The sequence below is a fragment of the Bradyrhizobium amphicarpaeae genome (assembly GCF_002266435.3).
GTDB classification, from domain to species: domain Bacteria; phylum Pseudomonadota; class Alphaproteobacteria; order Rhizobiales; family Xanthobacteraceae; genus Bradyrhizobium; species Bradyrhizobium amphicarpaeae.
This window is the reverse complement of record NZ_CP029426.2, coordinates 2283091-2309778: the sequence shown is the minus strand read 5'-3', so window position 1 is coordinate 2309778 and position 26688 is coordinate 2283091. Positions and strand designations below refer to the sequence as shown.

The window sequence follows — 26688 nt, the reverse complement described above, 5'->3', positions numbered from 1 at the left end:
CTCAAATTCAGTTTGAACTCAGGGCGCCGGATCAGGCGGTCTTGTTGTAGACCTTGGCAAAATTGTCCTGAGCGGACTTGGCACCGTTGGCGGCGAGCTGGCCGACATAGTCTGCGGTCGCCTTGGCGCGCGAGACGAACACTTCGCCGCGGGAGCGCAGCAGGCTCGACTGGATCTCGACGGCCTCGCTGAACGACTTGGCGGACGCAAGCTTGTCGATGCCGGCGAAGAACGCCTGGGCGTCGTCATAGATCGCCTGCTGGATGTTGCGGCTGATCTTGCCGGCCTCGGCGACGGATTCGGTCACCGCGTTCTCGACGGCGGCGGTCACGCGCTCGGAGCCAGCGAACACCTCGGCGGTACGGTCCTTGGCGGTGTTGGCGGACTTCTTGACGAACTCGCGGGCAGCCTCGGGAACTTCCAGATTCTGGATGTCCTTGAAAGCGTCCTTGAAGCCCTCGAAAGCGGTGTTGGTTTCAGTGGTCATGGGGTTTCTCCATCCTCATTGCTTTGAGCTATGGGCTCACCCCGTCCGCATTGGCCCGGGGCACGGCTTATATGGCATAGTTAATGGTGCGATGCAATATCAATGTTGCAGTGCGATATCACGAAGCCGTGAACAGCGCTAAATTCGGGCAAGCTGCCGCCTTTTTGGGTTGCGGCCTACTGTGCATGGGGTTGATTTCCATTTTTCGATGGCGGCCGGGCGTGCCTAGTGCTGGACCGCCCCCGGCAGCCCGTAGGCTTCCATCTGGGCCTGGACCTGCGCGATGTTGTGGCCAAGCACGACTATGTCGTGGGTCTTGCCGTCGACGTCCCGGACGTGGTCCCGCAGCAATGCTTCGGCCTTGAAACCGAGGCTCTCGAAAACGGCAATTGCGGCCTGCTGGTCGACCGTCATCTGGACCGACAACTTCTCCAGGCCCGCGCCGAGCGCGAGCGCGAAGGTCTCCTGCGACAGCGCCCGCCCTACCCCCTTCCCGCGAACGTCGAGCGAGACCACCATGCGGATCTCGCCCACATGGGGCGACCACGAGTGCGGATCGCGCACCAGCGTGCCGCAGCCGACCACCTTGCCGTCCCTGACCGCAAGCAGGCTCGTGATCACGCCCCGCTCGATCTCCTTGACCCAGGCTGACAGCACCTTCGGCTCGCTGATGTTGCGCGGAAGAAACAATAAATCGTGGGTCGGCAGGCCCTTGCCGAAGGCCAGCACCGCGGCTTCATCAGCGGGCGACATCAGGCGGATCTCGATATCGCCGGCGTCGGTCTTGACGTGGCGCGGATAGGAACGCTGCTCGCTCATGTCGACCTCTTTCCCAGCCAGGAATCCAGTTTCGGCCACAGCCGCTTAACCGCGTTGGCTCCCGCGACGAGCGAGACGTGACCGCCCTTCAGCATCACCTCTTCCTTGTCTTCGGACCCGATCTTCGCGATCAGGTGCTTGGCGGCCTCATACGGCACGATGTGATCGTGCTCGGCGACCGCGTGCAGGAACGGCACCTTGATATCTTCGAGATTCGCCGCGCGGCCGCCGACCGACATGGCGTCGTTGAACAGCTTGTTGTCCCACATCAGGTCCTTGGTGATACCGCGGAAATATTCGCCCGCCAGCGGCAGCGTATCGGTCGCCCAGCGGTCGAACATGCGGTAGGATTTGACGAACTCGTCGTTCCAGATGTTCTCCCAGAGCTGGATCTGGCTCACCGTGCGCGAGGCGGGGCGCAGCATCTCGAACGAGGACAGGATCATCTCCGGCGGCACGTTGCCGACACTGTCGACGAGGCGGTCGACGTCGAAATAGCGGCGGTCGGAGAAATTGGCGAACAGCTTCATCTCGCGGAAATCGATCGGCGTGGTGAAGCAGATCAGGTTCTTCATCGGCCCATCCGCGTGGATCGCGCCGTAGAGCAGCGACAGCACGCCGCCGAAGCAATAGCCGATCACGGAGACGTCCCGCTCGCCCGAATCGACCTGCACCCGGCGGACACAATCGGGGATGAAGTCGAGGACGTAGTCCTCCATCCGCAGGCTCTTCTCCTCCGGCCGCGGCGCGCTCCAGTCGAGCAAATAGACATCGTAACCGCGCTTGAGCAGGAATTCGATGAAGCTCTGGCCGGGCACGAGGTCGAGAATGTAGCCGCGGTTGGTGGTGGCCATCACGATCAGCACCGGCACGCGGTAGATCTCGTCCGACATCGGCCGGTAGTGATAGAGATTCATGGTGCCGCGCGTATGCAGCACGTCCTTCGGAGTCGAGCCGAGCGATGGGCCGGAGGTCGAGAAATACTCGACGCCCTTGATGCTGCGCTGGATGGCGCGCTGCACCTCGGACTGGATGCGCTCCGGGATGGATGCGAAATCAAGTCCCGTCGGCGCGTTCATGTCGGCTCTCCGCTTTCGGAAGGCGGGCGCTTCGTCCGCGGTGGTCGCGGCGCGCCGTCCATGTCCGACGGGATCCCGGAACTCGCAGCCATCCGGCTCAGCATCGACTTGATCTCGCCGATCTGAGCTTCGACCGACTGCAGCCGTTCGGCAAGACCGGTGACCTGCTCCCGGCTCGGCAGGTTCATCGAGACCAGATATTTCTCCATGAGCTCGCCGAGCTGCTTCTGAGCACCTGCAGCAACACCGCCCGCGCGGTTCATCGCCTGTGAAAACTCGGGCGAGGACATGGCCTGGTTGGCGAAGGAGTTGAACCCCTTCTCCATCTCGCCCATCATCTTCTGCCACATGGCAACGGGGTCGTTGGTCTTGTCGGTCATCGGCGTCCTCCTGATATCGAGAGCTTCGATGCCCCTTCTTTCCGCCATACGACACCGTTGCGAGGGAGTGGTCAACCGGGGTCAGCGGCTGAGTGTCGCGTAGCTTCATTGCAACAGGAAACCGTGCGATACAGCATCAGCAAGCAGAGAGGGAACGCCCGTGACCGCCCATCAGCCGCCCCAGACCGTCCGCGCCAACGGCATCGACATCTGCTACGAGATCTTCGGCAACGACAATGCCGAACCGCTGCTGCTGATCATGGGGCTCGGGGCGCAGATGATCCATTGGGACGATGCGTTCTGCGAGCAGCTTGCCGCGCGCGGCTTTCGCGTGATCCGCTTCGACAATCGCGACATCGGCAAGTCCAGTCATCTCACCGGCGGCAAGCGGTTGACGCCGCTCGAGCTGCTGAAGCTGCGCTTCCTCAGGATTCCCGTCGACGCAACCTACAGGCTGATCGACATGGCGAAAGACACGGTCGGGCTGATGGATGCGCTCGGCATCAGATCGGCGCATCTGGTCGGCGCATCCATGGGCGGCATGATCGCGCAGGAGGTCACGTTGTCGTTTCCGCACCGTGTCCGCTCACTGACGTCGATCATGTCGACGACAGGCAATCCGCGCGTGCCGCCGCCGACGCGCGAGGCCGCCGCAATGCTGATGGCGCCGCCACCGCGCAGCAAGGAGGAGTTCATCGTTCGCTACGGCCAGACCTGGAAGGTGTTGCGCGCCGGACATTTCCCGGAGGAGGAAGCGCTCGACCCTGAACGCGCCGAGCGCGTGTTCGCGCGCGGGCTCAATCCGGCCGGCGTCGGCCGCCAGCTCCGCGCCGTGCTCGCCTCCGGCAGCCGCAAGGAACGGCTGCACGCCGTGCAGACGCCGACGCTCGTCATTCACGGCACCGTCGATCCGCTGGTGCGGCCGGAGGGCGGCAAGGACACGGCGGCGTCGATTCCGAACGCAAAACTGCTGATGATCGACGGCATGGGCCACGCGCTGCCGATGCGGTTCTGGCCGGAGATCATCGGGGCCATCGACAAGCACGCGCATAGCGCGACGGCGCAGGCGGCGTAAAGCTGCTGCTTAGGCCTTCTTCGCGAGCCAGATTACGTGGCGCGCACCGCCGCCCCTGCCGGTGGCGCGGACGGCCACTTCATTGACGTCGAAGCCGGCCCTGCGAAGGCGCTTGGTGAAGGCATCATTGGGTCCCGATGACCAGACGGCCAGCACCCCGCCCGGCCGCAGCGCCGTCTTCGCCGCCTGCAATCCACTCGCGCTGTAGAGCGCATCATTGCCCTTGCGGGTCAGCCCTTCCGGCCCGTTGTCAACGTCGAGGAGGATGGCGTCGAAGGCCGAGCTCTTGGCACGGATGACTTCGCCGACGTCGATTTCCCGAATCTTCACCCTGGCATCATCAAGGCTGTCGCCGAAGACCTCGGCCATCGGGCCTCGCGCCCAGGCGACCACCGCGGGCACGAGCTCGGAAACCACGATCTTCGCCTTGGGCCCGAGCACGGTCAGCGCTGCACGCAGCGTAAAGCCCATGCCGAGGCCGCCGATCAGGACGGCGGGCTTTGCAACCTTCTCGATCTGCTTCGCCGCGAGCGTTGCGAGCGCGGCCTCCGAGCCCGACAGCCGGTTGTTCATCAGCTCGTTGGTGCCGAGCTTGATGGAGAACTCCTTGCCCCGCCGCATCAGGCGGAGTTCTTCGTCGGAGCCGGGGATTTTGGCGGTGTCGATTTTTTCCCAGGGAATCATGGGAGACGTTTAGCATGAATACTTCGTAGCCCGGGTGAGCGACGCGATACCCGGGACCGCTCGTGCCGCGAGATCCCGGATGTCGCTTTGCTCATCCGGGCGCCACGAGGGTCATCTTCGCCTATCCGCCCGCCCAGACGTCGAGCACATAGCGGTTCGTCGTACCCATCTCCTCGATCCAGCGTGCGCTGGCGGCTGCATCACTGCCGCTCTTCTCGCGATGGATCGCGACCAGTGCCGCCTTCACGTCAGGCTCCATCCTGCCGCCGTCGCCGCAGACATAGACGATTGCGCCCTGCTCGATCAGCGGCCAGATCTTGTCCTTCTGCGCGGCAAGCACGTGCTGCACATAGGTCTTCGGACCATCCGCGCGCGAGAACGCCGTGAACAACTCGGTGATGCCCCCCGCCGCCAGCGCCTTCAGTTCATCCGCGTAGAGGAAATCCTGGTCGGGATGGCGGCATCCGAAGAACAGCATCGCGGGTCCGAGGGTGGCGCCCTTCGCCTTGCGCGCCGCGCGCTCCTGGAGGAAGCCGCGGAACGGTGCGAGGCCGGTGCCCGGGCCGATCATGATGATCGGCACGGTTGGATCGTCGGGAAGCCGGAAGCCGGCCTTGGTCTCGCGCACGGTGGCGTAGATTGCATCGCCCACGCGGCGATTGGCGAGATAGTTCGAGCAGATGCCCTTGTAGGTGCCGCGCCCCGAGGCGGCCGGCCCTTCGACCACGCCAACGGTGACGCTGCATCGCGCCGGGTCGACCGACGGCGAGGACGAGATCGAGTAATAGCGCGGCGCCAGCAGCGAGAGCATTTCCAGATAGACATGGAACGGCAATTCGCAGGCCGGATGTTCGAGCAGCAGGTCGAACACCGATTTGCGCCTGGCCAGGATCTCGGCGCGGTAACGCTCGAGCGGCTCAGCCTCTTCGCCGACAAAGGCCAGCAGCTTCGGCTTGGTGACGGGACAGCGGGTGTGCTCCGCCATGATCTGGATCTGCTTGCGCGTCGCAACCTGCTGCAGTTCGACGAACTCGCTGAGCAGGCGGCCGACTGACACGGCATCCCCCACCGGCAGCTGTGCGCGGCGGCCCTCGGCAACCTGCAGCCTGATCTGGTCGGCCGGCAGGAAACCGAAGCGGCGGGCGACCGAATCCACCAGGGTCGGATCGTTGCGCGGGACGACGCTGAGATGGTCGCCGACGCGATAGGTGACGTTGGAGGGCAGCTGCACCTCGATATGGCGCGTCGAGCGCTCCGACGGATTGGACCCAGCCTTGTTCTGGAGCTCGTCGTTGGCGAGCACCTTCATCGCGACAGCGCCGCCCTGCGCGACGAGCGTGTTGACGGCGGTCGCCGCGACCGGCTCGATCGCATAGAGCGGGTCGTCCTCGGCGGTGCGGGTGAAATTCCAGTCGATACCAAATTCCTTGGTCGCGACCTGCGCGGCCGCCGGGAACCATTTCTGGAACTGGCCGTCGAGATCGCTGCGCGCATCGCCCTCGCCGCGCGGATAAACCGCGCGCGCGCCATGCGCCGACAATTGCTCGTCGATCAGGCGCGGCACCGATTGATAGGTCGCAGCCCAGTCGCTGTTGCCGCAGCCGAACACGGCGTAGCGCACGCCGGCAAAGGCGTCCTTCGGCAAATCGCTGCCGAGCCATTTGACGAACTGCGTCGCGTTGTCGGGCGGCGCACCGTTGTAGGAGGCGCAGATGATCAGCACGCCGCCCTCCTGCGGCAGCTTGCCGACATATTCGTCGAGCGGGCCGAGATGCACGGCAAAGCCGTTGATCTCGGCGAGATCGGCCATGCGCGTCGCGAGTTCTTCCGCCGTGCCGAGATTGGAGCCGTACAGCACCAGCATCGGCGTGTTGTGGCCGGGGCGCGCCGTCGGCTGGCGCGGCGCCTTCGCCGCTGAACTGGATGCCGCAATCGGCCCGCCATAAGCTCCGCGCTCGCGATCGGCGCGCGGACGAACCTTGATCTTGAAGCCTTCCGGCTTCATCGTCAGCGTTTCCTTCAAATGCATCTGATAGCGCTGATGGTCGATCAGCTTGAACCGCTGCAGGATCATGCCCAGAGCCAGCGCCGCCTCGTGCATGGCAAAGCCGCGACCGATGCAGGCGCGCTGGCCGTTGCCGAACGGCTTCCAGGCATTGACCGGCCGCTTGGCTTCCGCCTCGCGGCTGAAATTCTCGGGATCGAACGCATCCGGATTCGGCCCCCAGACGCTGGGATCGCGATGCAGCGCCGTCACCAGGATGGTGGTGAAGGTGCCCTTGCGGAGCTTGTACTTGCCGCCACCGAGCGTCTCGTCCTTGAGCGGCGAGATGCCGTAGGCCGGCGCCGGCGGCCACAGCCGCAGCGCCTCTTTCAGGATCTGCGTGATGTAGGTGAGCTGGGTCACCTGCTGGTAGGTCGGCTTGGCATCGACGTTGGGCCCGAAGACGCGATCGACCTCGTCATAGGCCTTCTTGAGGATCTCCGGATGCTTGAGCAGCGCATAGAGCGTGTAGGACAACAGCCCGCTGGTGGTCTCGTGGCCCGCGATCAGGAAGGTGTTGATCTGGTAGCGGATGTTGACGTCGTCGAGCTGCTCGCCGGTCGAGCGATCGACGCCGGTCATCATCGCCGCCAGCATGTCCTTCTTGTCGTCGATCCCCTCCGCGCTCTTGCGGCGCTCGGCGATGATCTCGTCGACCATCTTGTTCATGAAGGCGACGTCTTCGACGAGAGTCTTGCGCCGCTTCTGCATCCAGATCTGCTCGAACGGAAGACCGCGCGTCATCATGATGGTTTCGAGCGAGCGCACCAGCGATTCGACGTAGGGATGGTAGTCGCTCCGGTAGAAGGAGTTGAAGCGGTAGTCGAAACCGCACAGGCCGATCGTGTCCAGCGTCAGCGCGGTCATATCGTGGACGACGTCGATCTCGTCGTCGGCGTTGAGCCGCTCCCATTTCTGTACGAGCTGCTCGGCGATATCGACCATGCTCGGATGATAGGACTGCATGGCGCGGTTGCCGAAGGGCTGCAGCAGGATATTGTGCGCCTTGCTCCAGTTCGGCTCCCGGGTGTCGGCCGTGAACAGGCCGTCGCCGCCGACCGCGCGCACGCGCCGCAGCGCGCCACGCACCGTCTTGTCGAAGCGCTTCTCGTCGGAGAGCTCGTCGACCAGATCGTGTCCGGAGACGACGACGATCGGCGAACCCATCATGTCGAGCCAGAAGATCGGACCCAGTTCCTTGGCGAGCCGCGTCAAATGCTGCACGGGAGCAGCCGAATCCAGCGACAGCATGTTGCCGACCACGGGCTTGGTCGGCGGGTGCGGGATCGGGTCCAGACGGTTCTTGGATGACATTAAAAATGATTCCCCCTGCCTCGATATTCTCTGCCGTCATTGCGAGCGAAGCGAAGCAATCCAGAACAGTATCCGCGGAGGCAGCTTGGATTGCATCGTCGCTTCGCTCCAATGACGAGCTCGCAACAACGATTAGCCAAACCGCCTTCTACGCCATTCGATCAGCTTGGCGCTGACCTCTTCCGGCTTCTCCTGCTGCGTCCAATGGCCGCTATCCTTCACCAGATACTTCTCAAGATCGCCGATCAGCTTTTCCATGCCGTCGGCGGCCGAGGGCGGCAGCACGGCATCGTTCTCCGCCATGATCATCAAGGACGGCACATGGATGTGATGATCCAGTCCCTTTGCGCGTTCCCAATTGCGGGTAAAGTTACGATACCAGTTGATGCCGCCGGTGAATCCGGTCTTCGTGAAAGTGTCGACGAACACCTTCTTCTCGTCGGCCGACAGGATCGGCGTGCGCGGATCGACCTTGGCGTCATAAGCCGCGATCATCTGCGGGAAGGCGAGATTGGTCTTCGCCGAGGCGCCGACGCCGGCAATCGGCGGCTCGTCCGGCTTCGCCGCGGGCCGCGCCATCGGCTTGCGCATGAAGGCGTCGAATGTCTGCTCGACGCGGCTGCCGAAGATCCTGTCCGGCTCGCGCGCGGGATCCTGGAACTGGACGATGTACATCTGGTCGCCGAAGCGCTGGCGGAACAGCGCGATGGGATCGATCGGCGCGCGGTCCCAATGCGGGGTGTTGACGCCGACGACACCGGCGACGCGCGAGGGGTGGCGCAGCGGCATCTGCCAGACCACGAAGCCGCCCCAGTCGTGACCAACGAAGATCGCCTTGTCGATCCCGAGATGATCGAGCAGCCCGACGAGATCGCCGGTCAGATGCTCCATGTCGTAGTCCTCGACCGCCTCGGGCCGGTCGGTCGCGCCATAGCCGCGCTGGTCCGGCGCGATCACGCGAATGCCGGCCTCGCTCAGCGCCTTGATCTGGTGGCGCCAGGAGAAAGCGAGCTCGGGCCAGCCGTGACACAGCACCACCGGCGGCTTGTCGGTGACAGGCCCCGCCTCGTAATAGCCCATGCGGATTCCGTTCGTCGTCGCGAACTTGAGCGGCGGCATTTCAATCATTGAGACATTCCTATTCGGCGGCGCCCTTGATATCCGCCACCGGCGGCGTGTAGGCCGCCTCCAGCGCGGCGAACTCCTCCGGCAACATGTCGCACATCACCTGCACATGCGGAATGATGTTGGCGCCGACGATGAAGCCGAAATCGAGCTGGTCGCGATAGCTCTGCACGGTGATGTTGAGCGCCTGCCCGTGGGTCGAGATCGAGACCGGGAAGATGTGCAACAGCTCCGCGCCGGCGGCATAAAGCGTCTGCCGCGGCCCCGGCACGTTGGACACGGTGATGTTGGCGGCCGGCGGCAGCACGTCCGACAGGTTAGAGCGGCTGTAGAGCAGCGCCAGGATCTGCACCATGATCGGCGCGCCCAGCATCGAGATGTTGGAGACCTGGGGCATCAGCGCACGCAGGGGGTGCGACATCTCCTTGGACTTGGTCGATTGCGCGATGATGGTCTCCAGCCGCGCCTTGGGATCGTCGACGTTGGTCGCGATCGCGCAGATCATGCCGAACACCTGGTTGTTGGCCTCGGTGTTGCCCTCCTCGCGCAGCGAGATCGGCACCGCCGCGGTCAGCGATTTCGCCGGCAGCGTGCTGTACTCCTTCAGGTAACGCCGGACCACGCCGGAGGCGAGCGCCAGCACGACGTCGTTGAGCTTGCCGCCGGCCTGCTTGGCCAGCGCCTTCGCCCGCGACAGCGGGATCGACACGCCGGCAAAGCTCCGCTCCGAGGAGATGGTCTTGTTGAGCATGGTCGGCGGCGACACCATGCTGGCAAGGCTCTCGCGCGATTTGGGATCGGCGACCTTGCCGAGCACGTCGGACACGCTCTTGAGCACGGTCGGGATGTTGCCGGCGAAGCGCACCGCGCTCTCGATCTGGTACATCGCGTTGTCGAACAGGATCGAGCCGATGTCGCTCTTGCCGGTGCGCGGCAACTGCAGGTTCTTCGCGGCCGCCGAAGCATCGAGCGGCTGGGTGAAGAGCTGCTGATAGGAATCGAGCAGGTTCGCCGCGATGTCGCGCGGCTCCTGTCCGGACTTGGTGCCTGCCGCCGGCGGCTCGACCTTCCGCGGGATCGGCGAGATGTCGTAGATCATGTTGGTGAGTGCCGCGCCGGCGCCGCCGTCGATGGCGGCATGGTGCATCTTGGAATAGAGCCCGACCTCGTTGTCCTTCATGCCCTCGAACACGTAGAATTCCCAGAGCGGGCGCGCCCGGTTCAGCAGCTTCGCATGCATCCAGCCGACGATGCGCTCCAGCGTAGCGCGGTCGCGCGGCTGAGGCAGGCTGGCGCGGAAGATGTGACGGTCGATGTCGAACTGATCGTCCTCGACCCAGGAGGGATGATCGATGTCGAGCGGCGCCTTCTCCAGGCGCGCTTTGAGGATCGGCGCGATCTGCAGGCGCGAGACGATCATCGCCTTGAAGTCTTCGAAGAAGTCGCCCTTGTAGTCGTCGGGCAGGCGAAAGATCGCCATGCTCCCGACATGCATCGGCATCTCCGGCGTTTCCAGATAAAGAAACGACGCGTCCAGCGACGACAGCTTCTTACCGTCAGCCATAGTTCCCTCCCGCAGAATTTGACGGGCGCCTTGGCCGGCGCTTCTCGTCAGGCCGATATTGCCTGTTCCGGCGGGGCATATGCAATGGCAAACGGCCCCGTCCGATCAAATGGCGAGAATTCCCCTTCGGGTTGTGCCAGGCGGTCGGCCACGGCCCACAGCGCCGCGGGGTTGACGCCGAGCCCGAGATGGCTCGCCAAGTGAATTTCGATGTTCTCGGCGCGGTCTGACGGGCGCAACAGGCAGGTCCGCCAATTCACGACACCGTCGGCCCGCGAATAGATCGATGTCGCCGGCACCGGCAGATCGCCGGCGATCGCCTCCCGCAGTTCGGCGAAATCCTCGACCCGCTCGCCGGACAGCGCCTCGTAGAGCCGCGTGGCGTTGGTCGCCCGCACATCGTTGGCAAACGGGCTACCGAGCGTGATGACATAGCGGACCATGTCGGACGCCTGGAGCGCGAGGTCGCGGGCATAGACGCCACCGAGGCTCCATCCCACCAGGCTGACCTTGCGTCCACTCGCAGCATGGATTTCGGAAAGACGGGCGCGCAGCGACTCCCGCATCCGCCCCAGCCCGCCGAGATTACGGCCCATCCGCCAGGCATGTGCCTCATAGCCGAGCTCGCCGAGGTAGCGCCGCATCGGCGCCATCGAGAGGTCACTGGCCAGAAAGCCCGGCAGCGCCAGCACCGGATGACCGTCGCCTTTGGGCGCGCGCATCAGGACCGGCGACAGCAGCAGACTCGCGTTGAATTCGAACAGGCCGCGCGCTTCTGCAAGCAGCAAAGCGAGGCCCGGCGGACGAAGCCCGCCCGGCGCCTGCCGCCCGTCCGGCCCGGACGGCATTATTTCTTCTTGTCGTTGCTGCGCGTGCCGCCGAGGCCCGCCATCGTAACGAACATGTCCTGAAACCGCTCGGCGATCTTGGGATCGAAGGTGAACCAGCTCTGGATCAGCGATTCCGGCGAGACCTTGTCGATATTGGACATCATCTGCTGCTGCAGCTTGTCCATCACGGCGGTCTGCATCGGCATCACATCGGGCAGTCCAAAGAACTGGCGGGCCTCGAGGGGGGTGCAGTCGATTTCAATATTAACTTTCATGTCCCCTCCAGATGAGATTCGAGTGGCCCGACGGAGTATCGCCGCGAGTTGTGGTGCGACGCAAGCGACCTGATGCAGGCGGCGGGAGGCCGGCGTCTGCAATCGGCGGGTATGGTCAATCAAAACCGGCTGTACGTGCCCGGCGCCATCGACGGGTGTTCCAGCCCGGCCCGCGGCGGCTCCACGGCCGAAAGTCGAATATCCCCCGCGAAGTTTTGATCGCCAGATTGCGGGTCAGCATTGCTGCACAGCAGTGCAACTTGGCGCGTTCCTTGCTGGAATGGCGCTTGCACGGGCCGAGAACTCTGGGCAACATGGATTGATCAGCCGGCCGAACAATCAAAAACCACCGGCACGGCGGTGTGGAGAGGGTCAAGAATGTCAGTCAGTCGAAGTCTGTTTGCGGCGACGCTCGCCGGTATGCTTGCGTTGACGGTCTCGCCGGCGTCGAGCCAGACGCTGCGCTACGCCAACCAGGGCGAACTGAAGTCGCTCGACCCCTACACGCTGAACGAGTCGACCACCAGTGCACATCTCGGCCATGTCTATGAGGGACTGGTTGCCCGCGACAAGGACCTGAAGATCATCCCGGCGCTCGCCGAAAGCTGGGAGACGCCGGAGCCGACGCGCTGGCGCTTCCACCTGCGCAAGGGCGTGAAATTCCATAATGGCGACCCCTTCACGGCCGACGACGTGGTGTTCTCGGCCGAGCGCGTGCGAGCGAAAGGCTCGAATTTCCAGAGCCGCGTTCCCGCCGACGCCAAGGCCGTCAAGGTCGACGATTACACCGTCGATTTCATCCTGAGCTCGCCCAATCCCATCCTGACGGCGCTGTGGGCGACCTGGTACATCATGGACAAGAAATGGGCAGAGGCGAACGATGCGGTGGCACCGACGCCCGCAGCCGCGACGACCCCGAGCTACGCCTCGCTCCATGAAAACGGCACCGGTCCCTTCATGATCGAGAGCCATCAGCCGGGCGTGAAGACCGTCTTCAAGGCGAACCCGAACTGGTGGCGCAAACCGGAACATAATCTGAAGGAGATCATCTTCACGCCGATCGCCAACCCCGCCACGCGTGTCGCGGCTCTGTTGTCGGGCGAAGTCGACGTGATCGAGCCGGTTCCGGTGCAGGACATCGAGCGCGTCAAGGCGAGCCCGAACGCCACCGTGCTGACGGGACCTGAACTCCGCACCATTTTCGTCGGCATGGATCAGGCGCGCGACGAGCTCCTGTACTCCAACGTCAAGGGCAAGAACCCGTTCAAGGACGTTCGCGTCCGCGAAGCGGTCTACCGGGCCATCGACGTCGACCTGATCAAGAATCGCGTCATGCGCGGGCTCTCCACCCCGTCCGCATTGATGGTCGCACCGGAGATCTTTCCCTCGAAGGATTTCACCCGGCCGAAGTTCGATCCCGACGCCGCCAAGAAGCTCCTCGCCGACGCCGGCTATGCCAGCGGTTTCGAGGTGACGATGGACTGCCCGAACGATCGCTACGTCAACGACGCCGCGATCTGCCAGGCGATCGTGGGCATGCTCGCCCGCATCAACATCAAGGTCGATCTGCTGGCGCAACCGAAGGCCCTGTATTTCGCCAAGGTGCTGAAGCCCGGCGGCTACAAGACCTCGCTGTTCATGCTGGGATGGACCCCGGACACCCTGGATTCGCAGAACGTTCTGCACGACATCATGGGTTGCCGCGACGATCCCAAGGATCCCAACCGCGGCGAAGCCAATCTCGCCGGCTACTGCAACAAGCAGTTCGACGAACTCGCCGACAAGGTCCTCGTCGAATCCGACAAGACCAAGCGCGATCTCTTGATCAAGCAGGCTTTCGAAGTCTCGATGAAGGACTGGGCCTATATCCCGCTGCACCAGCAGGCGCTCGCGTGGGGCGTCTCGAAGAAGGTGAAGCTGACCCAGCGCGCGGACAACATGGTCATGCTCTATTGGGCGACCAAGCAGGACGAGTAAGCGTCAACAAGTTGTGAAGTCCCGGAAGCCATCGCTTTCAAGATCTGGCTTCCGGGACTTGCTGTTTCAAGCTCTGCCGTTTCGGGCTAATGCGATAATGCGTACTGCTGAAGAGATGTGAAAGGAACAGATGCTCGCTTTCACACTGCGCCGGGCCATCCAGGCCATTGGCGTCATGATCGCTGTCGGGATCATCTCCTTCTCGATGTTCCGCTTCGCCGGCGATCCCGTGAACCAGATGGTCGGGATGGACACGTCGGGCGCCGAACGTGCCGCGATCCGCAAATCCCTCGGTCTCGACGATCCCGTGATCGTGCAGTTCGGCCGCTACATCGGCAATGCCGCGCAGTTCAAGTTCGGCGTGTCCTACCAGTTCCGCCTGCCGGTCGCCAACCTGCTAAGGGAGCGGATGCCGGCAACGCTGGAACTCGCGATCTGCGCCACGATCTTCGCGATGGTCAGCGGGATCCTGATGGGCGTCTATTCGGCACTGCGCCGCGACAGCTGGCTTGCGCATCTGTTTCAGGCGGTGTCCCTGATCGGCATTTCGCTGCCGACCTTCCTGATCGGCATTCTCATGATCTACCTGTTCTCGGTGACGCTCGGCTGGCTGCCCTCGTTCGGTCGCGGCGACGTCGTGCACATCGGGTGGTGGACGACGGGCCTTCTGACACTTTCAGGCCTGAAAGCTCTGATCATGCCGTCGATCACGCTCGGCCTGTTCCAGATGACGCTGATCATGCGCCTGGTTCGCGCAGAAATGCTGGAAGTCTTGCGCACCGACTACATCCGCTTCGCCCGTGCTCGCGGGCTGACCACACGCGCCGTTCACTTTGGTCACGCCCTGCGCAATACCCTGGTTCCCGTCATCACCGTTGCCGGCCTGCAATTTGGCTCGGTCATTGCTTTCGCGATCATCACCGAAACCGTGTTCCAATGGCCGGGCATGGGACTCCTGTTCGTGCAAGCCGTTCAGAACGTCGACATCCCGATCATGGCGGCATACCTGATGATGGTGTCCCTGATCTTTGTCACCATCAATTTCGTGGTTGATATCCTCTACACGATCGTCGATCCGCGGCTGCGCTCGACGGTCAGTCAGGCGCATTGAGATGAGCGAGGCCGTCGTTCCCCACACTGCCGAGAAACGTGCCGCCGCCCCTGACTGGTTCAGGCGCACGCTCGACGGCGATTTGTTCTACTCGTTCCGCCGCTCCAAGATCACCATGATCGCGGCCGGCGTGACGCTGCTGTTCTTTCTGGTCGCGATCTTCGCCCCGCTGCTGTCGGTGCAGAATCCATTCGATCCGGCACAGCTGCAATTGATGAATTCGCGCATCTCGCCGCTCTGGACTGCAGACGGCCAGAGCCCGTTCCTGCTCGGCACCGACGAGCAAGGCCGCGACGTGCTGTCCGCGATCCTCTATGGCCTGCGCATCTCGCTGCTCGTCGGCGTGCTCGGCGTCGTCCTCTCCGGTGCGATCGGCATCCTGCTCGGGTTGACGGCCGGCTATTTCGGCGGCGCCGTCGACGGGCTGATCATGCGCATTGCCGACGTGCAGCTTTCGTTTCCGGCCATCCTGATCGCGCTCTTGATCAACGGGATCGCCAAATCGGTCTTTGGCAACAAGCTCGACGAGATGAGCATGCTGGCGGTCCTGGTGTTCGCGATTGGCCTGAGCTTCTGGGTCCAGTACGCGCGGACGGTGCGCGGCTCGGTGCTGATCGAGAAGAACAAGGACTATGTCGCAGCCGCGCAATTGATCGGTCTGCCGGCTCCGGTGATCATGCTGCGCCACGTGCTTCCGAACACCACGGGACCAATCCTGGTGATCGCGACCATCAACCTCGCGCTCGCCATCATCACCGAAGCAACGCTGTCCTTCCTCGGCTCAGGCATGCCTGAGACCATGCCGTCGCTCGGCACGCTGATCCGTATCGGGAACGGCTACCTGTTCGCCGGCGAATGGTGGATTGTCGCATTCCCCGGCATTGCACTTGCGGCGCTCATCCTGTCGATCAATCTGCTCGGCGACTGGCTGCGCGACGCTCTCAACCCGAAGCTTCGATGACCATACGGCGCTCATGACCGAACCAATTCTCTCCGTCCGCAACCTTCAGGTGGAGTTCGCCTCCCGCCGCGGCACGCTGCGCGCCATCGACGGCGTCTCCTTCGACATCGCCAAGGGCGAGGTGCTGGGCGTGGTCGGCGAATCCGGCGCCGGCAAGTCCGTCACCGGCCTTGCCGTGATCGGCCTGATCGACCCGCCCGGCCGCATCGCCGGCGGCGAGATCCGTCTCGCCGGGCTGCGTATCGACAATCTGCCGCCCGAGGAGATGCGCCGCATCCGTGGAAAACGGATCGGCATGATCTTCCAGGACCCCCTCACCTCGCTCAATCCGCTCTACCGGGTCGGCGACCAGATCGTCGAGACGATCAGGACGCACCTGAACCTGTCCGAGACGGCCGCCCGCCGCCGTGCCATCGACCTGCTTGCCGAGGTCGGCATTCCCGCGCCGGACAAGCGCATCGACGGCTACCCGCACGAATTCTCCGGCGGCATGCGCCAGCGCGTCGTGATTGCGCTTGCGATCTGCGCCGAGCCGGAGCTGATCATCGCCGACGAGCCGACCACCGCGCTCGACGTCTCCGTACAGGCGCAGATCATCTCGCTGATCAAGCGGCTCGGACGCGACCACGGCACCGCCGTGATGCTGGTGACGCACGACATGGGCGTGATCGCGGAGACTTCCGACCGCGTCGCCGTGATGTATGCCGGCCGCGTCGCCGAGATCGGTCCGGTGCAGGACGTGGTGCAAAATCCGCTGCATCCCTATGCCAAGGGCTTGATGGGCGCGATTCCGACGCTGGCAGGCGACGACAAGCGTCTCATGCAGATTCCCGGCTCGATGCCGCGGCTGTCGGCGATCCCGCGCGGCTGCTCGTTCAATCCGCGCTGCGCGTTCGCGTTCGACCGCTGTCGCGTCGATCGGCCCGAACCGCTGCCGCGCGGCGCACAATCGGTCGCCTGCCACCTCTATGACGACGTACCAGCGGAGAGCGCGGCATGAGCGCTCCCTTCGTCCAGGCCACAAATCTGCGCCGGGTGTTCGACGTTTCAAAACCCTGGCTCAACCGCGTGCTCGAAGGCGGGCATCTCGAATATCTCAAGGCGGTCGATCACGTCACCTTCGACATCAGGAAGGGCGAGACGTTTGCCCTGGTCGGCGAATCCGGTTCAGGCAAGACCACCGTGGCGCGGATGGTCGTCGGCCTGCTGCCGCCAACTTCGGGCGACGTGCTGATCGACGGCGTCTCGATGACCGATCCGCGGCAGGCGCCGGTGCGTCGCAAGCTGCGCCGTCGCATCCAGATGATCTTCCAGGATCCCTATGCCAGCCTCAATCCGCGCTTCCGCGTCGATGCCATCATCGCCGAGCCGATCCGCGCCTTCGACCTGATCCAGGGCGAGCGCGACATCCAGGCCCGCGTCGGCGAGCTGCTCAGCCTCGTCGGCCTGCATCCCGACGACCGATTCAAGTTTCCGCACGAATTCTCCGGCGGCCAGCGCCAGCGCATCGCAATTGCCCGGGCGCTCGCATCGGATGCAGAGTTCATCGTCTGCGACGAGCCGACCTCGGCGCTCGACGTCTCCGTGCAGGCCCAGATCCTGAACCTGATGCGCGACCTCCAGGACAAGTTCGGCCTGACCTACATGTTCATCAGCCACAACCTTGCCGTGGTCCGCCACATGGCGAGCCGCGTCGGCGTGATGTATCTCGGCCGTATCGTCGAGATCGCGGAAGGCAAGGAATTGTTCGCCCACCCGCGCATGCCCTACACCAAGATGCTGCTCGGCGCCGTGCCTGACCTCGCCATGAGCGGGCGACAGCGCATTCCGGTGAAGGGCGAGATCCCGAACCCGATCAATCCGCCGCCCGGCTGCGCCTTCAATCCGCGCTGCCCGCTCGCGTTCGACCTCTGCCGCAAGCAAGCACCCGAGCTGATCGACGGCGTCGCCTGCCATGCGGTGAACACCGCGCCGGTCCCGGCGTGACGCACGCGTGCCATGCGGCCTGTGCATTTGGCATCCCAGCACGGGCTGTGATCAATTGCGCGCGCGACACATAAGGTAACTCCCATGTCCAACATCAATCCCGATCCGTTCACGACGCGCCCCGAGATCGAGGGCACGTTCGGGGTGGTCGCCACCACGCACTGGATCGCGACCGCCGTCGGCATGGCCATCCTCGAAAAGGGCGGCAACGCCTTCGACGCCGGCGTCGCCACGGCCTTCACGCTCCAGGTGGTCGAGCCGCATCTGAACGGCCCCGGCGGCGACGTGCCTGTTATCGTCCACGACGTCAAGCGCGGCCGCACCGAGGTGATCTGCGGCCAAGGCCCGGCCCCGGCGCGCGCCACCATCGCGCATTACAAGAGCGAAGGCCTCGACATGGTGCCCGGCACCGGCCTGCTCGCGGCCTGCGTCCCCGGCACGTTCGAATCCTGGATGATGCTGCTGCGCGACTACGGCACGATGCGCCTGCGCGACGTGCTGGAACCCGCGATCTCCTATGCGCGCGACGGCTATCCGCTGGTGGAGCGCGCCTGTGCCACGATCCAGACCGTGGAGCAGCTGTTCCGCAAGCATTGGCCGACCTCGGCCGCCGTCTACCTGCCGAATGGGGAGGTGCCGAAGCCCGGCACGCTGTTCACCAACACAACGCTGGCCGCGACCTACGCCCGTATCCTCAGTGAAGCCGAGAGCGGCGGCGGTGGCCGCGACGCCGAAATCGAGCGAGCGCGCAAAGCCTGGTCGCAGGGCTTCGTCGCGGAGGCCATCGACAAGTTCTGCCGGACGCAGGAGGTGATGGACGTCAGCGGCACACCGCATCGCGGCGTGCTCTCCGCCGACGACATGGCGCGCTGGCTGCCGACGGTCGAGGCGCCGCTCACCTACGATTACGGCCGCTACACGGTCTGCAAGGCCGGGGTCTGGAGCCAGGGTCCGGTGACGCTGCAGCAGCTCGCGCTGCTGAAGGGTTTTGCGCTCGACGGGCTCGATCCGACCGGACCCGAGTTCATCCATCTCCAGATCGAATGCGCCAAGCTCGCCTTTGCCGACCGCGAGAAATTCTACGGCGATCCTGAGTTCAGCGAGATCCCGATCGCGACGCTGCTGTCGGACGCCTATAACGACGAACGTCGCAAGCTGGTGACCGAGAAAGCTTCGCTCGATCTCCGGCCCGGCGCGGTCGAGGGCTTCGGCGGCGTGGTCAAGCTGCGCCGCGCCGAAGGCCAGCGTGAGGCCGTTGGCGCGCTCGGAGCCGGTGAGCCGACCGTGGGGCGCTTCGGCGAGGTGCGCGGCGACACCGTCCATTTCGACATCATCGACAAAGCCGGCAACATGGTGTCCTCGACGCCGTCGGGAGGCTGGCTGCAATCCTCGCCCGTCATTCCCGAACTGGGCTTCTGCCTCGGCAGCCGCGCACAGATGTTCGATCTGGAAGAGAACCAACCGAGTTCGCTCGCACCGGGCAAGCGGCCACGCACCACGCTGTCGCCGACCATGGCGCTCCGCGACGGCGAGCCTTATCTCGCCTGGGGCTCGCCCGGCGGCGACCAGCAGGACCAATGGATCACGCAATTCTTCCTGCGCCACGTCCATTGCAATCTCAACCTCCAGGAATCCATCGACGCGCCGGCCTGGCACTCCGAGCATTTCCCGATCTCGTTCTGGCCGCGCACCGCGCGTCCCGGCGTGCTCGTGGTCGAGAACCGCGTGCCGAAGGCGACCATCGATAATCTTCGCGAGCGCGGACACATCGTCGAGGTCGGACCGGACTGGTCGGAAGGCCGCCTCACCGCCGCCTCGCGCGTCGGTGTCCGCCGGCGCGCCGCCGCCAATCCGCGCGGCATGCAAGGCTACGCCGCGGGACGCTGAAGGCAGCACATGACTTGGTCGATCATCGCGAAAGACCCTGCCACCGGCCAGTTCGGCATCGCGGTCGCGACCCGATTCTTCGCCGTCGGCGCGCGCGTGCCCTACATCGCGGCCGGCGTCGGCGCCATCGCGACCCAGGCCTTCGTCAATCCCTATTACGGCATCGACGGCCTCAAGCTGCTGCGTGAAGGCCTCAATGTGCATGACGTTCTGGCCGCGCTGCTCGCCACCGACGACGGCCGCGAGAGCCGGCAGCTCCACATCATGGATGCCAGCGGCGAGATCGCCGCCCATACCGGGCGCGACTGTGTCGACTGGTGCGGCCACATTGCGGGCAGCGGCTTTTCGATCGCCGGCAACATGCTGGCCGGCGCCGACGTGCTCGATGAGACCGCGAAGACCTATCTCGCCAATGACAGCCTGCCCTTCCCGCGCCGCCTGCTCGCGGCGATGCGCGCGGGCGAAGCCGCCGGCGGCGACAAGCGCGGCAAGCAGTCCGCCGCGCTTCTGATCCACGGCGAGGAGGAATGGCCGGCGCTGGATATCCGCGCCGACGACCATCCCGATCCGCTCGGCGAGCTCGAACGGCTCGAACGCGTCAGCCAGGAGCTCTGGGTGCACTTCCGCCCCTCGATGCCGACGCGGCAAAATCCGGCGGGCAATACCGATCGCAGCGTCATCGACGCCACCATCGCCGCGGCACGGGCAAGGCAGGCATGAGCGCGGATCCTCTCATTGAGATCACGGATCTGCATATCCGCTTTCACGGCGACGACGGCCGCATTACCCATGCCGTCGACGGCGTCGATCTCAGTGTCGCCAATGGCGCGACGCTCGGCCTCGTCGGCGAATCCGGCTGCGGCAAGAGCGTGACCTCGCTGGCCATCATGGGCCTGCTGCCGAAGCAGAGCGCGGAGATTTCGGGCGCGATCCGCTTCGACGGTTTCGACCTGCTGAAGACACCGGACCAGACGCTGCGCGACTTGCGCGGCAACCGGCTCGCGATGATCTTCCAGGAGCCGATGACCTCGCTCAACCCGAGCTTCACCATCGGCGACCAGATCATCGAGACGATCCTGCGCCACCGCGGCGGCTCGCGGAAGAGCGCGCGCGAGCGGGCGATCGAGCTGTTACGGCGGGTCCACATCCCCTCGCCCGAGCGTCGCATCGACGAATATCCGCACAAGCTGTCCGGCGGGATGCGCCAGCGCGTCATGATCGCGATGGCGCTCGCCTGCGATCCGCGCCTGCTGATCGCGGACGAGCCGACCACCGCGCTCGACGTCACCCTGCAGGCCCAGATCCTGGAGCTGATGCGGGAGCTGAAGGCGGCAAGCGGCGCCGCCATCATCCTGATCACCCACGATCTCGGCGTCGTCGCCGAGGTCTGCGACGAGGTCGCGGTGATGTATGCCGGCGAGATCGTCGAGCGCGCGCCGGTGGACGAATTGTTCTCCGCCCCGCAGCATCCCTACACGGTCGGCCTGCTCGGCTCGATCCCGCGGCTCGACCATCGCGCCGAACAGCTCGCAACGATCGAAGGCATGGTGCCGAACATGGCGCAGCCGCCGGCCGGCTGCCGCTTCGCCGCGCGCTGCCCGTTCGTGCTGGACGCCTGCACCAAGGCCCCGCCGCCATTGATCGAAGTCAGCCAAGACCACCTCTCGCGCTGCATCCGCGCGCCGCTCGAACGTCTGGTGTCGTGATGGCGTTGCTCGAGGTCAACGGCCTGGTCAAACATTTCGTCGCCGAACGCTCGCTGTTCGGGCGAGCGCTGGCACATGTCAAGGCGGTCGATGGCGTCAGCTTCTCGCTCGAGGCCGGCAAGACCCTGGCGTTGGTCGGCGAATCCGGCTGCGGCAAATCCACCGTCAGCCGGCTGGTGCTGCGGCTGATCGAGCCGGATGCCGGCTCGGTGCGCTTCGAGGGCCGCGACCTGCTCTCGCTCGATGCCGGCGGCTTGAGAAAATTCCGCCGCGAGGCGCAGATCATCTTTCAGGACCCTTACGCCTCGCTCAACCCGCGCATGACGGTCGGCCAGATCCTGACCGAACCGCTGGCGCTGCACGGCCTCGTGCCATCAGCGCAGCGGCGCGAGCGCGTCGCAGAGCTGTTGCGCCTGGTGGGGCTCGAGCCACGGCTGGCACGGCGATATCCGCACGAATTCTCCGGCGGCCAGCGCCAGCGCATCGCCATCGCCCGCGCCCTCGCGGTCGAACCGAAGCTGATCATCTGCGACGAGCCGGTCTCGGCGCTCGACGTCTCGATCCGCTCGCAGATCCTCAATTTGCTGCGCGAGTTGCAGGACCGTCTCGGCCTCGCCTACATTTTCGTCTCGCATGACCTCGCCGTGGTCAAGCACATCGCCGACCACGTCGCGGTGATGAATCTCGGCCAGATCGTCGAGACCGCAGAGGCCGATGCGCTGTTCGCAGCGCCGTGCCATCCCTATAGCCGGGCGCTCTTGTCGGCGATCCCCGTGCCTAAACCGCAGGCAAAGCGCAGCCGGATTGTGCTGCAGGGAGAGATCCCCAGCGCGCTGAATCCGCCGCCGGGATGCCGCTTCCACACCCGCTGCCCCTACGTCATCGCGCGCTGCCGCAGCGAGATGCCACGGCTGGTCGCGGATGGCATCGGACATGCAACGGCCTGTCACCGAACGTCGGAACTGCCGTCCTCAGCGGCGATCGTCCCGTCCGACGGCGGCTTTTCGCCGGTCCTCGAAAAATTGGTCGCCGCCTTCAGCGGCGGCCCGGAAGCAGTCCGCGGCAGCGGGGTTTAGTTCATTGGGAACGGACCCGGCATAGCCGCAAAACAGAGGTTGAGAGCGATGAGTTTGATGCGTTTGACAATCCTGGCGTCGGCCGTGCTGACGTCGCTCGCGGGCGCAGCCCAGGTTCAAGCCCAGACCACGCTTCGCATCGGCATCGCCGAGGACCCTGATATCCTCGATCCCAGCATCGGCCGCACCTATGTCGGCCGCATCGTGTTCTCCGCCTTCTGCGACAAGCTGTTCGATATCGACGAAAAGCTCAATATCGTGCCGCAGCTCGCGCTGTCCCACGAGACCTCGGCCGACGGCAAGGAGATGACGATCAAGCTCCGGCCGGGCGTGAAATTCCACGACGGCGAGCCGCTGGACGCGGAGGCCGCAAAATTCTCGCTCGAGCGTCACATGATGCTGCCGACCTCGTTCCGCAAGTCGGAGCTTGCCAGCGTCGACCATGTCGAGGTGGTCGATCCCCTCACGATCAAGCTGGTGCTGAAAACTCCCTACTCGCCGCTGATCGCCCAGCTCACCGACCGCTCCGGCATGATGGTGTCACCGAAGGCGGCCAAGGAGGCCGGCGACAAGTTCGGCCTGCATCCGGTCTGCGCCGGCCCCTACAAATTCGTCGAACGCGTCCAGCAGGACCGCATGGTGTTCGAGAAATTCGCCGATTACTGGAACAAGGACAATGTCCATATCGATCGCGTCGTATTCCAACCGATCGTCGACGCCACGGTGCGGCTCGCGAACCTCAAGTCAGGCGGTCTCGATCTGATCGAGCGCGTGCTCGCCACCGACATCAAGGACGTCCGGGCCGATCCCAAGCTGGTGCTGTCGACCGCGCCGGAGCTCGGCTATCTCGGCCTGACCGTCAATATCGGCAACGACAAGACCAAGGGGTCGCTGAGCCAGTCGGCGAAGGTGCGCCAGGCACTCGACCTCTCGATCGACCGCGAGGCCCTCAACCAGGTCGTCTTCAACGGCGAGTTCACCCCCGGCAACCAATGGGTCAGCCCGACGCATCCCTATTACCAGAAGGCCTTCCCGGTCCACGGTCGCGATGTCGCGAAGGCCAAGGCGCTGTTGAAGGAGGCCGGCGTCACGACGCCGGTGACGGTGGATTACATGATCCCCAAGGGGGCGGAGAACGAAGCCGTGGCCCAGGTCGTCCAATCCATGGCCGCCGAAGCCGGCTTCGACATCAAGATCCGCGCGGTCGAATTCGCCACGACCTTCAAGCAGGCCCAGGCCGGCGAATTCCAGATCTTCCAGATCAACTGGAGCGGCCGCATCGACCCCGACGGCAATTCCTACATCTTCATGCGCAGCAAGGCACCGCAGAACGACGGCGGGTACGCCAATCCGGAAGCCGACAAGTTGATGGAAGACGGGCGGGCGACGTCCAATGTCGAGGAGCGCAAGGCGATCTACGCCAAGCTGACAAAGATCCTGCTCGACGACTTGCCGATTATCTACATCTATCACCGCACGCTGCTGATCGCCCACACGACCAAGCTGCAGGGCTACAAGCAGATGCCCGACGGGCTGGTGCGCGTGGTCGGGCTGAAGTTCAAGTGATCGTTCTGACGATGAGCACGTGTCCCGGACGCGGCGCAGCGCGCAAGCGCTGCACCGCAGAGCCGGGACCCACGACTGCAGCGTGCTCGAGCCAATGGGTCCCGGTTCAGCGGCGCAACATTGCATGTTGCGCCGCGCCCGGGACACGGGCTCGGCCATGCTGAACTTCCTAGCACGCCGCATCGCGCAGATCGTGCCGACGCTGTTTTTCGTGTCGGTGCTGATCTTCTCGCTCCAGCAATTGCTGCCGGGCGACCCCGCACTGGTGATGGCCGGCGAGGAGCGCGATCCCGCCGTGATCGAGCAGATCCGGCAGCAGTACAAGCTCGATCAGCCGATCCCGGTGCAATATTTGTACTGGCTCAAGGGAGTCCTCACCGGCAATTTCGGCGAGTCCTTGCGCAACAAGATGCCGGTGCGCGAGCTGATCGCGCAAAAATTGCCGGTCACGCTTCAACTCGGTTCGATGGCGATCCTGATCGCCTTCCTCATCGGCATTCCCGCCGGCATCATCTCCGCGGTGAAGAAGGGCACCGCCTGGGACTACGGCGCCAACCTGTTCGCGCTGTGGGGCATCTCGACGCCGAATTTCTGGCTCGGGATCATGCTGATCTTCCTGTTCTCGATCAAGCTCGGCTGGCTGCCGGCATCGGGCTATGTCCCGCTCACCGAGAACTGGCGCGCGAGCCTTGCCGCCACCATCATGCCGGCCTTCGTGCTCGGCAATGCGATCTCCGCGGTCCTGATGCGGCATACCCGTAGCGCCATGCTTCAGGTGCTGGAGAGCGATTATGTCCGCACCGCGCGCGCGAAGGGGCTTTCCGAACGCTCGGTGATCCTCAAGCATGCCATGCGCAATGCGCTGACGCCCATCATCACGCTCGGCGCGCTGGAGCTCGGCACGCTGCTGTCCGGCGCCGTCCTGACCGAGCAGATCTTCTCCATTCCCGGTTTTGGCAAGCTGATCGTGGACGCCGTCTTCAACCGCGACTACGCGGTGGTGCAGGGCGTCGTGCTGGTCACGGCCACGGTCTACATCACGCTGAACCTCGTCGCCGATATCGCCTATATCCTCGTCAATCCCAGGCTGAGGGGCTAGGCGATGACCGACGCTGCACTGCCAGCCAGCCCTGCCGTCCAGGCCTACGAGCTGGACAGCCCGGCACGCCGGGCCCGGCGGCGGCTGTTCAAGCGCAAGGCCGCCGTGTTCGGGCTCGTCGTGATCACGGCGTTCATCCTGCTTGCGGCCTTCGCACCGCTCGTCGTGCCCTATGATCCCATCGCGACGAGCTGGAGCCTGGTGCGCAAGCCGCCTACTGCGACGCACTGGTTCGGTACCGACGAGCTCGGCCGCGACATCCTGAGCCGCGTCGTCTACGGCGCCCGGGCATCGCTGCTCGCGGGTCTGATCTCGGTCGCGATCGCGCTCGGCATCGGCGTGCCGCTCGGCCTTCTCGCCGGCTATCGCGGCGGCTTCGTCGACGCGCTGATCAGCCGGATCACGGATGCGATGCTGGCCTGCCCGTTCCTGATCCTGGCGATCGCGCTGGCGGCATTCCTCGGGCCGAGCCTCGGCAATGCCATGATCGCGATCGGCATCTCCGCAACGCCGATCTTCATCCGCCTGACGCGCGGCCAGGTGCTCGTCGTCAAGGCCGAGGATTATGTCGAGGCCGCGCGCGCGCTCGGCAATCCGCCCTGGCGCATTGCGTTCTCGCATATCCTGCCGAACGTCCTGCCCACACTTCTGGTGCAGGCCACGCTCTCGATCGCCGCCGCCATCATCGCCGAGGCCGCGTTGTCGTTTCTCGGACTGGGCCAGCAGCCACCGGCGCCGTCCTGGGGCAGCATGCTCAATGCGGCGCAGCGCTTCCTGACCCAGGCGCCGTGGATGGCGATCTGGCCGGGGCTTGCGATCTTCCTCGTGGTGCTGTCGCTGAATCTGCTCGGCGACGGCTTGCGCGATGCGCTGGACCCACGGCAGCGTTAAATCACCACCTCCCGCATCACGCGCCGGCAATCCATCTCGTATTCGAGATCGACCACCGGCGGGCGGGCAAAATGCCAGGTCAGGCCCGAGCGCAGCGCGCCGCGGCGGACCAGTTCGTCGACGAGCGCGTGGTGGAAATCGTGCACGGAATAGGCCTGAACACCCGTGGTGTCCTTCCAGCCGAAGCCGAACGCCGCCATCCGGCTCTCCATCTGCGACGTCGTGGTGAAGCGCACCTTCTCCCGCAGCCCCTCCGGGCTGAGGTCGCGGTAGCGTACGGTACGCTCGACATAGGTGCCGCTGCCTTCGCGCGCCTCGGCGCCGCCTGATATCACGAAGCTCGGTGCCTTCGACCGCGTCGGCCGCGTGAACGAGAACGCATAGAACGACGGCTCGGCGGGCGGATCGATCTCCGGGCAGACATTGCTGCGCGCCACCGGATTGGTGGTGCCGTCGAAGATGCCCCATTCCGACAGCGTCTTCACATAGTGCAGGTTGAACGCACGAAAGCCCTCTTCGCTGAAAGCTGCCGGTGAACGCAGCTCGCAGGCGCAGAACGCAGTCAGCGGACGCCCTGCTTCCTGGATGAACTTTGCGGCCAGCGCAAACCCCTCCGCCAGCGGCACCAGGCGGTCGAAGCGGACGCGTTCGACTTCGTAGCCGTCATCCGCGACGGCACCTGCCGAATATTGAAACACGGACGGAATGAAGCGGTAATTGCCGGCAGAGAACTCGCGAACCATGACGAACTC

Annotated in this window: 24 protein-coding genes; 13 read left to right on the top strand and 11 right to left on the bottom strand. The window is 64.7% G+C overall.

Annotated elements, in window-relative coordinates; genetic code table 11:
* Window positions 1-31: 31 nt before the first annotated feature.
* From CIT40_RS10690 to CIT40_RS10675, 4 genes are all read right to left on the bottom strand, one after another.
* Complete coding sequence (locus tag CIT40_RS10690; protein ID WP_094892436.1) at window positions 32-487, bottom strand: phasin; 456 nt, start codon at window positions 485-487, stop codon at window positions 32-34.
* A 225-nt stretch (window positions 488-712) separates the two neighbouring features.
* Complete coding sequence (locus tag CIT40_RS10685) at window positions 713-1306, bottom strand: GNAT family N-acetyltransferase (protein ID WP_162307436.1); 594 nt, start codon at window positions 1304-1306, stop codon at window positions 713-715.
* A complete protein-coding gene (locus CIT40_RS10680; protein WP_094892434.1) occupies window positions 1303-2385 on the bottom strand; it encodes a PHA/PHB synthase family protein in 1083 nt (360 codons plus the stop codon). The genes CIT40_RS10685 and CIT40_RS10680 overlap by 4 nt, the downstream gene beginning before the upstream one ends.
* Entirely contained in the window at window positions 2382-2765 is a 384-nt protein-coding gene (locus tag CIT40_RS10675) for a hypothetical protein (protein ID WP_094892433.1), read from the bottom strand. Before CIT40_RS10675 ends, CIT40_RS10680 begins: the two co-directional genes overlap by 4 nt.
* Window positions 2766-2925: 160 nt before the next feature.
* Here CIT40_RS10675 and CIT40_RS10670 point away from each other — a divergent pair, with 160 nt between their 5' ends.
* Window positions 2926-3840, top strand: coding sequence for an alpha/beta fold hydrolase (locus tag CIT40_RS10670; protein WP_094892432.1), 915 nt, complete (start codon window positions 2926-2928; stop codon window positions 3838-3840).
* A gap of 9 nt (window positions 3841-3849) precedes the next feature.
* Here the strand turns inward: CIT40_RS10670 and CIT40_RS10665 are convergent, their stop codons facing one another.
* The 6 genes from CIT40_RS10665 to CIT40_RS10640 all read right to left on the bottom strand — a co-directional run bounded on the left by CIT40_RS10665 (window position 3850) and on the right by CIT40_RS10640 (window position 11676).
* The gene (locus tag CIT40_RS10665; protein WP_094892431.1) at window positions 3850-4524 is read right to left on the bottom strand and encodes a spermidine synthase; all 675 of its coding nucleotides are present in this window, start codon (window positions 4522-4524) and stop codon (window positions 3850-3852) included.
* Window positions 4525-4645: 121 nt separating this feature from the next.
* Window positions 4646-7882 carry a bifunctional cytochrome P450/NADPH--P450 reductase gene (locus tag CIT40_RS10660; protein ID WP_094892430.1) on the bottom strand — a complete coding sequence of 1079 codons (3237 nt, stop codon included), beginning with the start codon at window positions 7880-7882 and terminating at the stop codon, window positions 4646-4648.
* A gap of 132 nt (window positions 7883-8014) precedes the next feature.
* Entirely contained in the window at window positions 8015-9010 is a 996-nt protein-coding gene (locus CIT40_RS10655) for an alpha/beta fold hydrolase (protein WP_094892429.1), read from the bottom strand.
* Window positions 9011-9020: 10 nt separating this feature from the next.
* Window positions 9021-10571: a wax ester/triacylglycerol synthase family O-acyltransferase gene (locus tag CIT40_RS10650; RefSeq protein WP_094892428.1), complete on the bottom strand. Its 1551-nt coding sequence runs from the start codon at window positions 10569-10571 to the stop codon at window positions 9021-9023.
* 47 nt (window positions 10572-10618) lie between these two features.
* Entirely contained in the window at window positions 10619-11419 is an 801-nt protein-coding gene (locus tag CIT40_RS10645; protein ID WP_094892427.1) for an esterase/lipase family protein, read from the bottom strand.
* A complete protein-coding gene (locus tag CIT40_RS10640) occupies window positions 11419-11676 on the bottom strand; it encodes a DUF6489 family protein (RefSeq protein ID WP_094892426.1) in 258 nt (85 codons plus the stop codon). The genes CIT40_RS10645 and CIT40_RS10640 overlap by 1 nt, the downstream gene beginning before the upstream one ends.
* Window positions 11677-12054: 378 nt before the next feature.
* Here CIT40_RS10640 and CIT40_RS10635 point away from each other — a divergent pair, with 378 nt between their 5' ends.
* The 12 genes from CIT40_RS10635 (at window position 12055) to CIT40_RS10580 (ending at window position 25936) form a co-directional block, all read left to right on the top strand.
* Complete coding sequence (locus CIT40_RS10635) at window positions 12055-13653, top strand: ABC transporter substrate-binding protein (protein WP_094892425.1); 1599 nt, start codon at window positions 12055-12057, stop codon at window positions 13651-13653.
* Between the two features lie 130 nt (window positions 13654-13783).
* A complete protein-coding gene (locus tag CIT40_RS10630; RefSeq protein WP_094892424.1) occupies window positions 13784-14764 on the top strand; it encodes an ABC transporter permease in 981 nt (326 codons plus the stop codon).
* Between the two features lies 1 nt (window position 14765).
* The gene (locus CIT40_RS10625; protein WP_094892423.1) at window positions 14766-15725 is read left to right on the top strand and encodes an ABC transporter permease; all 960 of its coding nucleotides are present in this window, start codon (window positions 14766-14768) and stop codon (window positions 15723-15725) included.
* A gap of 13 nt (window positions 15726-15738) precedes the next feature.
* On the top strand, window positions 15739-16725 hold the full coding sequence (locus tag CIT40_RS10620; protein WP_094892422.1) for an ABC transporter ATP-binding protein: 987 nt from the start codon (window positions 15739-15741) through the stop codon (window positions 16723-16725).
* Window positions 16722-17711: an ABC transporter ATP-binding protein gene (locus CIT40_RS10615; protein ID WP_094892421.1), complete on the top strand. Its 990-nt coding sequence runs from the start codon at window positions 16722-16724 to the stop codon at window positions 17709-17711. The genes CIT40_RS10620 and CIT40_RS10615 overlap by 4 nt, the downstream gene beginning before the upstream one ends.
* A gap of 84 nt (window positions 17712-17795) precedes the next feature.
* A complete protein-coding gene (locus CIT40_RS10610; RefSeq protein WP_094892420.1) occupies window positions 17796-19598 on the top strand; it encodes a gamma-glutamyltransferase family protein in 1803 nt (600 codons plus the stop codon).
* Window positions 19599-19607: 9 nt separating this feature from the next.
* Window positions 19608-20318 carry a DUF1028 domain-containing protein gene (locus tag CIT40_RS10605; protein WP_094892419.1) on the top strand — a complete coding sequence of 237 codons (711 nt, stop codon included), beginning with the start codon at window positions 19608-19610 and terminating at the stop codon, window positions 20316-20318.
* Entirely contained in the window at window positions 20315-21304 is a 990-nt protein-coding gene (locus CIT40_RS10600; RefSeq protein ID WP_109862218.1) for an ABC transporter ATP-binding protein, read from the top strand. Before CIT40_RS10605 ends, CIT40_RS10600 begins: the two co-directional genes overlap by 4 nt.
* Window positions 21304-22380 (top strand): ABC transporter ATP-binding protein, encoded by a 1077-nt coding sequence (locus tag CIT40_RS10595; RefSeq protein ID WP_162307435.1) that lies wholly within the window; start codon window positions 21304-21306, stop codon window positions 22378-22380. The genes CIT40_RS10600 and CIT40_RS10595 overlap by 1 nt, the downstream gene beginning before the upstream one ends.
* A 48-nt stretch (window positions 22381-22428) precedes the next feature.
* Window positions 22429-23946: an ABC transporter substrate-binding protein gene (locus CIT40_RS10590; RefSeq protein ID WP_094892377.1), complete on the top strand. Its 1518-nt coding sequence runs from the start codon at window positions 22429-22431 to the stop codon at window positions 23944-23946.
* A gap of 157 nt (window positions 23947-24103) precedes the next feature.
* Entirely contained in the window at window positions 24104-25045 is a 942-nt protein-coding gene (locus CIT40_RS10585; protein WP_094892418.1) for an ABC transporter permease, read from the top strand.
* A 3-nt stretch (window positions 25046-25048) separates the two neighbouring features.
* Window positions 25049-25936 (top strand): ABC transporter permease, encoded by an 888-nt coding sequence (locus tag CIT40_RS10580; RefSeq protein ID WP_094892376.1) that lies wholly within the window; start codon window positions 25049-25051, stop codon window positions 25934-25936.
* Here CIT40_RS10580 and cnbZ read toward each other — a convergent pair.
* A complete protein-coding gene (cnbZ, locus tag CIT40_RS10575; RefSeq protein WP_094892375.1) occupies window positions 25933-26679 on the bottom strand; it encodes a 2-amino-5-chloromuconate deaminase CnbZ in 747 nt (248 codons plus the stop codon). The genes CIT40_RS10580 and cnbZ overlap by 4 nt on opposite strands.
* Window positions 26680-26688: the final 9 nt, after the last annotated feature.

Bases quoted from the DNA above. Each gene is read 5' to 3' on its own strand.
- CIT40_RS10690 (WP_094892436.1), bottom strand. From the start codon at position 487: ATGACCACTGAAACCAACACCGCTTTCGAGGGCTTCAAGGACGCTTTC.
- CIT40_RS10685 (WP_162307436.1), bottom strand. From the start codon at position 1,306: ATGAGCGAGCAGCGTTCCTATCCGCGCCACGTCAAGACCGACGCCGGC.
- CIT40_RS10680 (WP_094892434.1), bottom strand. From the start codon at position 2,385: ATGAACGCGCCGACGGGACTTGATTTCGCATCCATCCCGGAGCGCATC.
- CIT40_RS10675 (WP_094892433.1), bottom strand. From the start codon at position 2,765: ATGACCGACAAGACCAACGACCCCGTTGCCATGTGGCAGAAGATGATG.
- CIT40_RS10665 (WP_094892431.1), bottom strand. From the start codon at position 4,524: ATGATTCCCTGGGAAAAAATCGACACCGCCAAAATCCCCGGCTCCGAC.
- CIT40_RS10660 (WP_094892430.1), bottom strand. From the start codon at position 7,882: ATGTCATCCAAGAACCGTCTGGACCCGATCCCGCACCCGCCGACCAAG.
- CIT40_RS10655 (WP_094892429.1), bottom strand. From the start codon at position 9,010: ATGATTGAAATGCCGCCGCTCAAGTTCGCGACGACGAACGGAATCCGC.
- CIT40_RS10650 (WP_094892428.1), bottom strand. From the start codon at position 10,571: ATGGCTGACGGTAAGAAGCTGTCGTCGCTGGACGCGTCGTTTCTTTAT.
- CIT40_RS10645 (WP_094892427.1), bottom strand. From the start codon at position 11,419: ATGCCGTCCGGGCCGGACGGGCGGCAGGCGCCGGGCGGGCTTCGTCCG.
- CIT40_RS10640 (WP_094892426.1), bottom strand. From the start codon at position 11,676: ATGAAAGTTAATATTGAAATCGACTGCACCCCCCTCGAGGCCCGCCAG.
- CIT40_RS10635 (WP_094892425.1), top strand. From the start codon at position 12,055: ATGTCAGTCAGTCGAAGTCTGTTTGCGGCGACGCTCGCCGGTATGCTT.
- CIT40_RS10630 (WP_094892424.1), top strand. From the start codon at position 13,784: ATGCTCGCTTTCACACTGCGCCGGGCCATCCAGGCCATTGGCGTCATG.
- CIT40_RS10625 (WP_094892423.1), top strand. From the start codon at position 14,766: ATGAGCGAGGCCGTCGTTCCCCACACTGCCGAGAAACGTGCCGCCGCC.
- CIT40_RS10620 (WP_094892422.1), top strand. From the start codon at position 15,739: ATGACCGAACCAATTCTCTCCGTCCGCAACCTTCAGGTGGAGTTCGCC.
- CIT40_RS10615 (WP_094892421.1), top strand. From the start codon at position 16,722: ATGAGCGCTCCCTTCGTCCAGGCCACAAATCTGCGCCGGGTGTTCGAC.
- CIT40_RS10610 (WP_094892420.1), top strand. From the start codon at position 17,796: ATGTCCAACATCAATCCCGATCCGTTCACGACGCGCCCCGAGATCGAG.
- CIT40_RS10605 (WP_094892419.1), top strand. From the start codon at position 19,608: ATGACTTGGTCGATCATCGCGAAAGACCCTGCCACCGGCCAGTTCGGC.
- CIT40_RS10600 (WP_109862218.1), top strand. From the start codon at position 20,315: ATGAGCGCGGATCCTCTCATTGAGATCACGGATCTGCATATCCGCTTT.
- CIT40_RS10595 (WP_162307435.1), top strand. From the start codon at position 21,304: ATGGCGTTGCTCGAGGTCAACGGCCTGGTCAAACATTTCGTCGCCGAA.
- CIT40_RS10590 (WP_094892377.1), top strand. From the start codon at position 22,429: ATGAGTTTGATGCGTTTGACAATCCTGGCGTCGGCCGTGCTGACGTCG.
- CIT40_RS10585 (WP_094892418.1), top strand. From the start codon at position 24,104: ATGCTGAACTTCCTAGCACGCCGCATCGCGCAGATCGTGCCGACGCTG.
- CIT40_RS10580 (WP_094892376.1), top strand. From the start codon at position 25,049: ATGACCGACGCTGCACTGCCAGCCAGCCCTGCCGTCCAGGCCTACGAG.
- cnbZ (WP_094892375.1), bottom strand. From the start codon at position 26,679: ATGGTTCGCGAGTTCTCTGCCGGCAATTACCGCTTCATTCCGTCCGTG.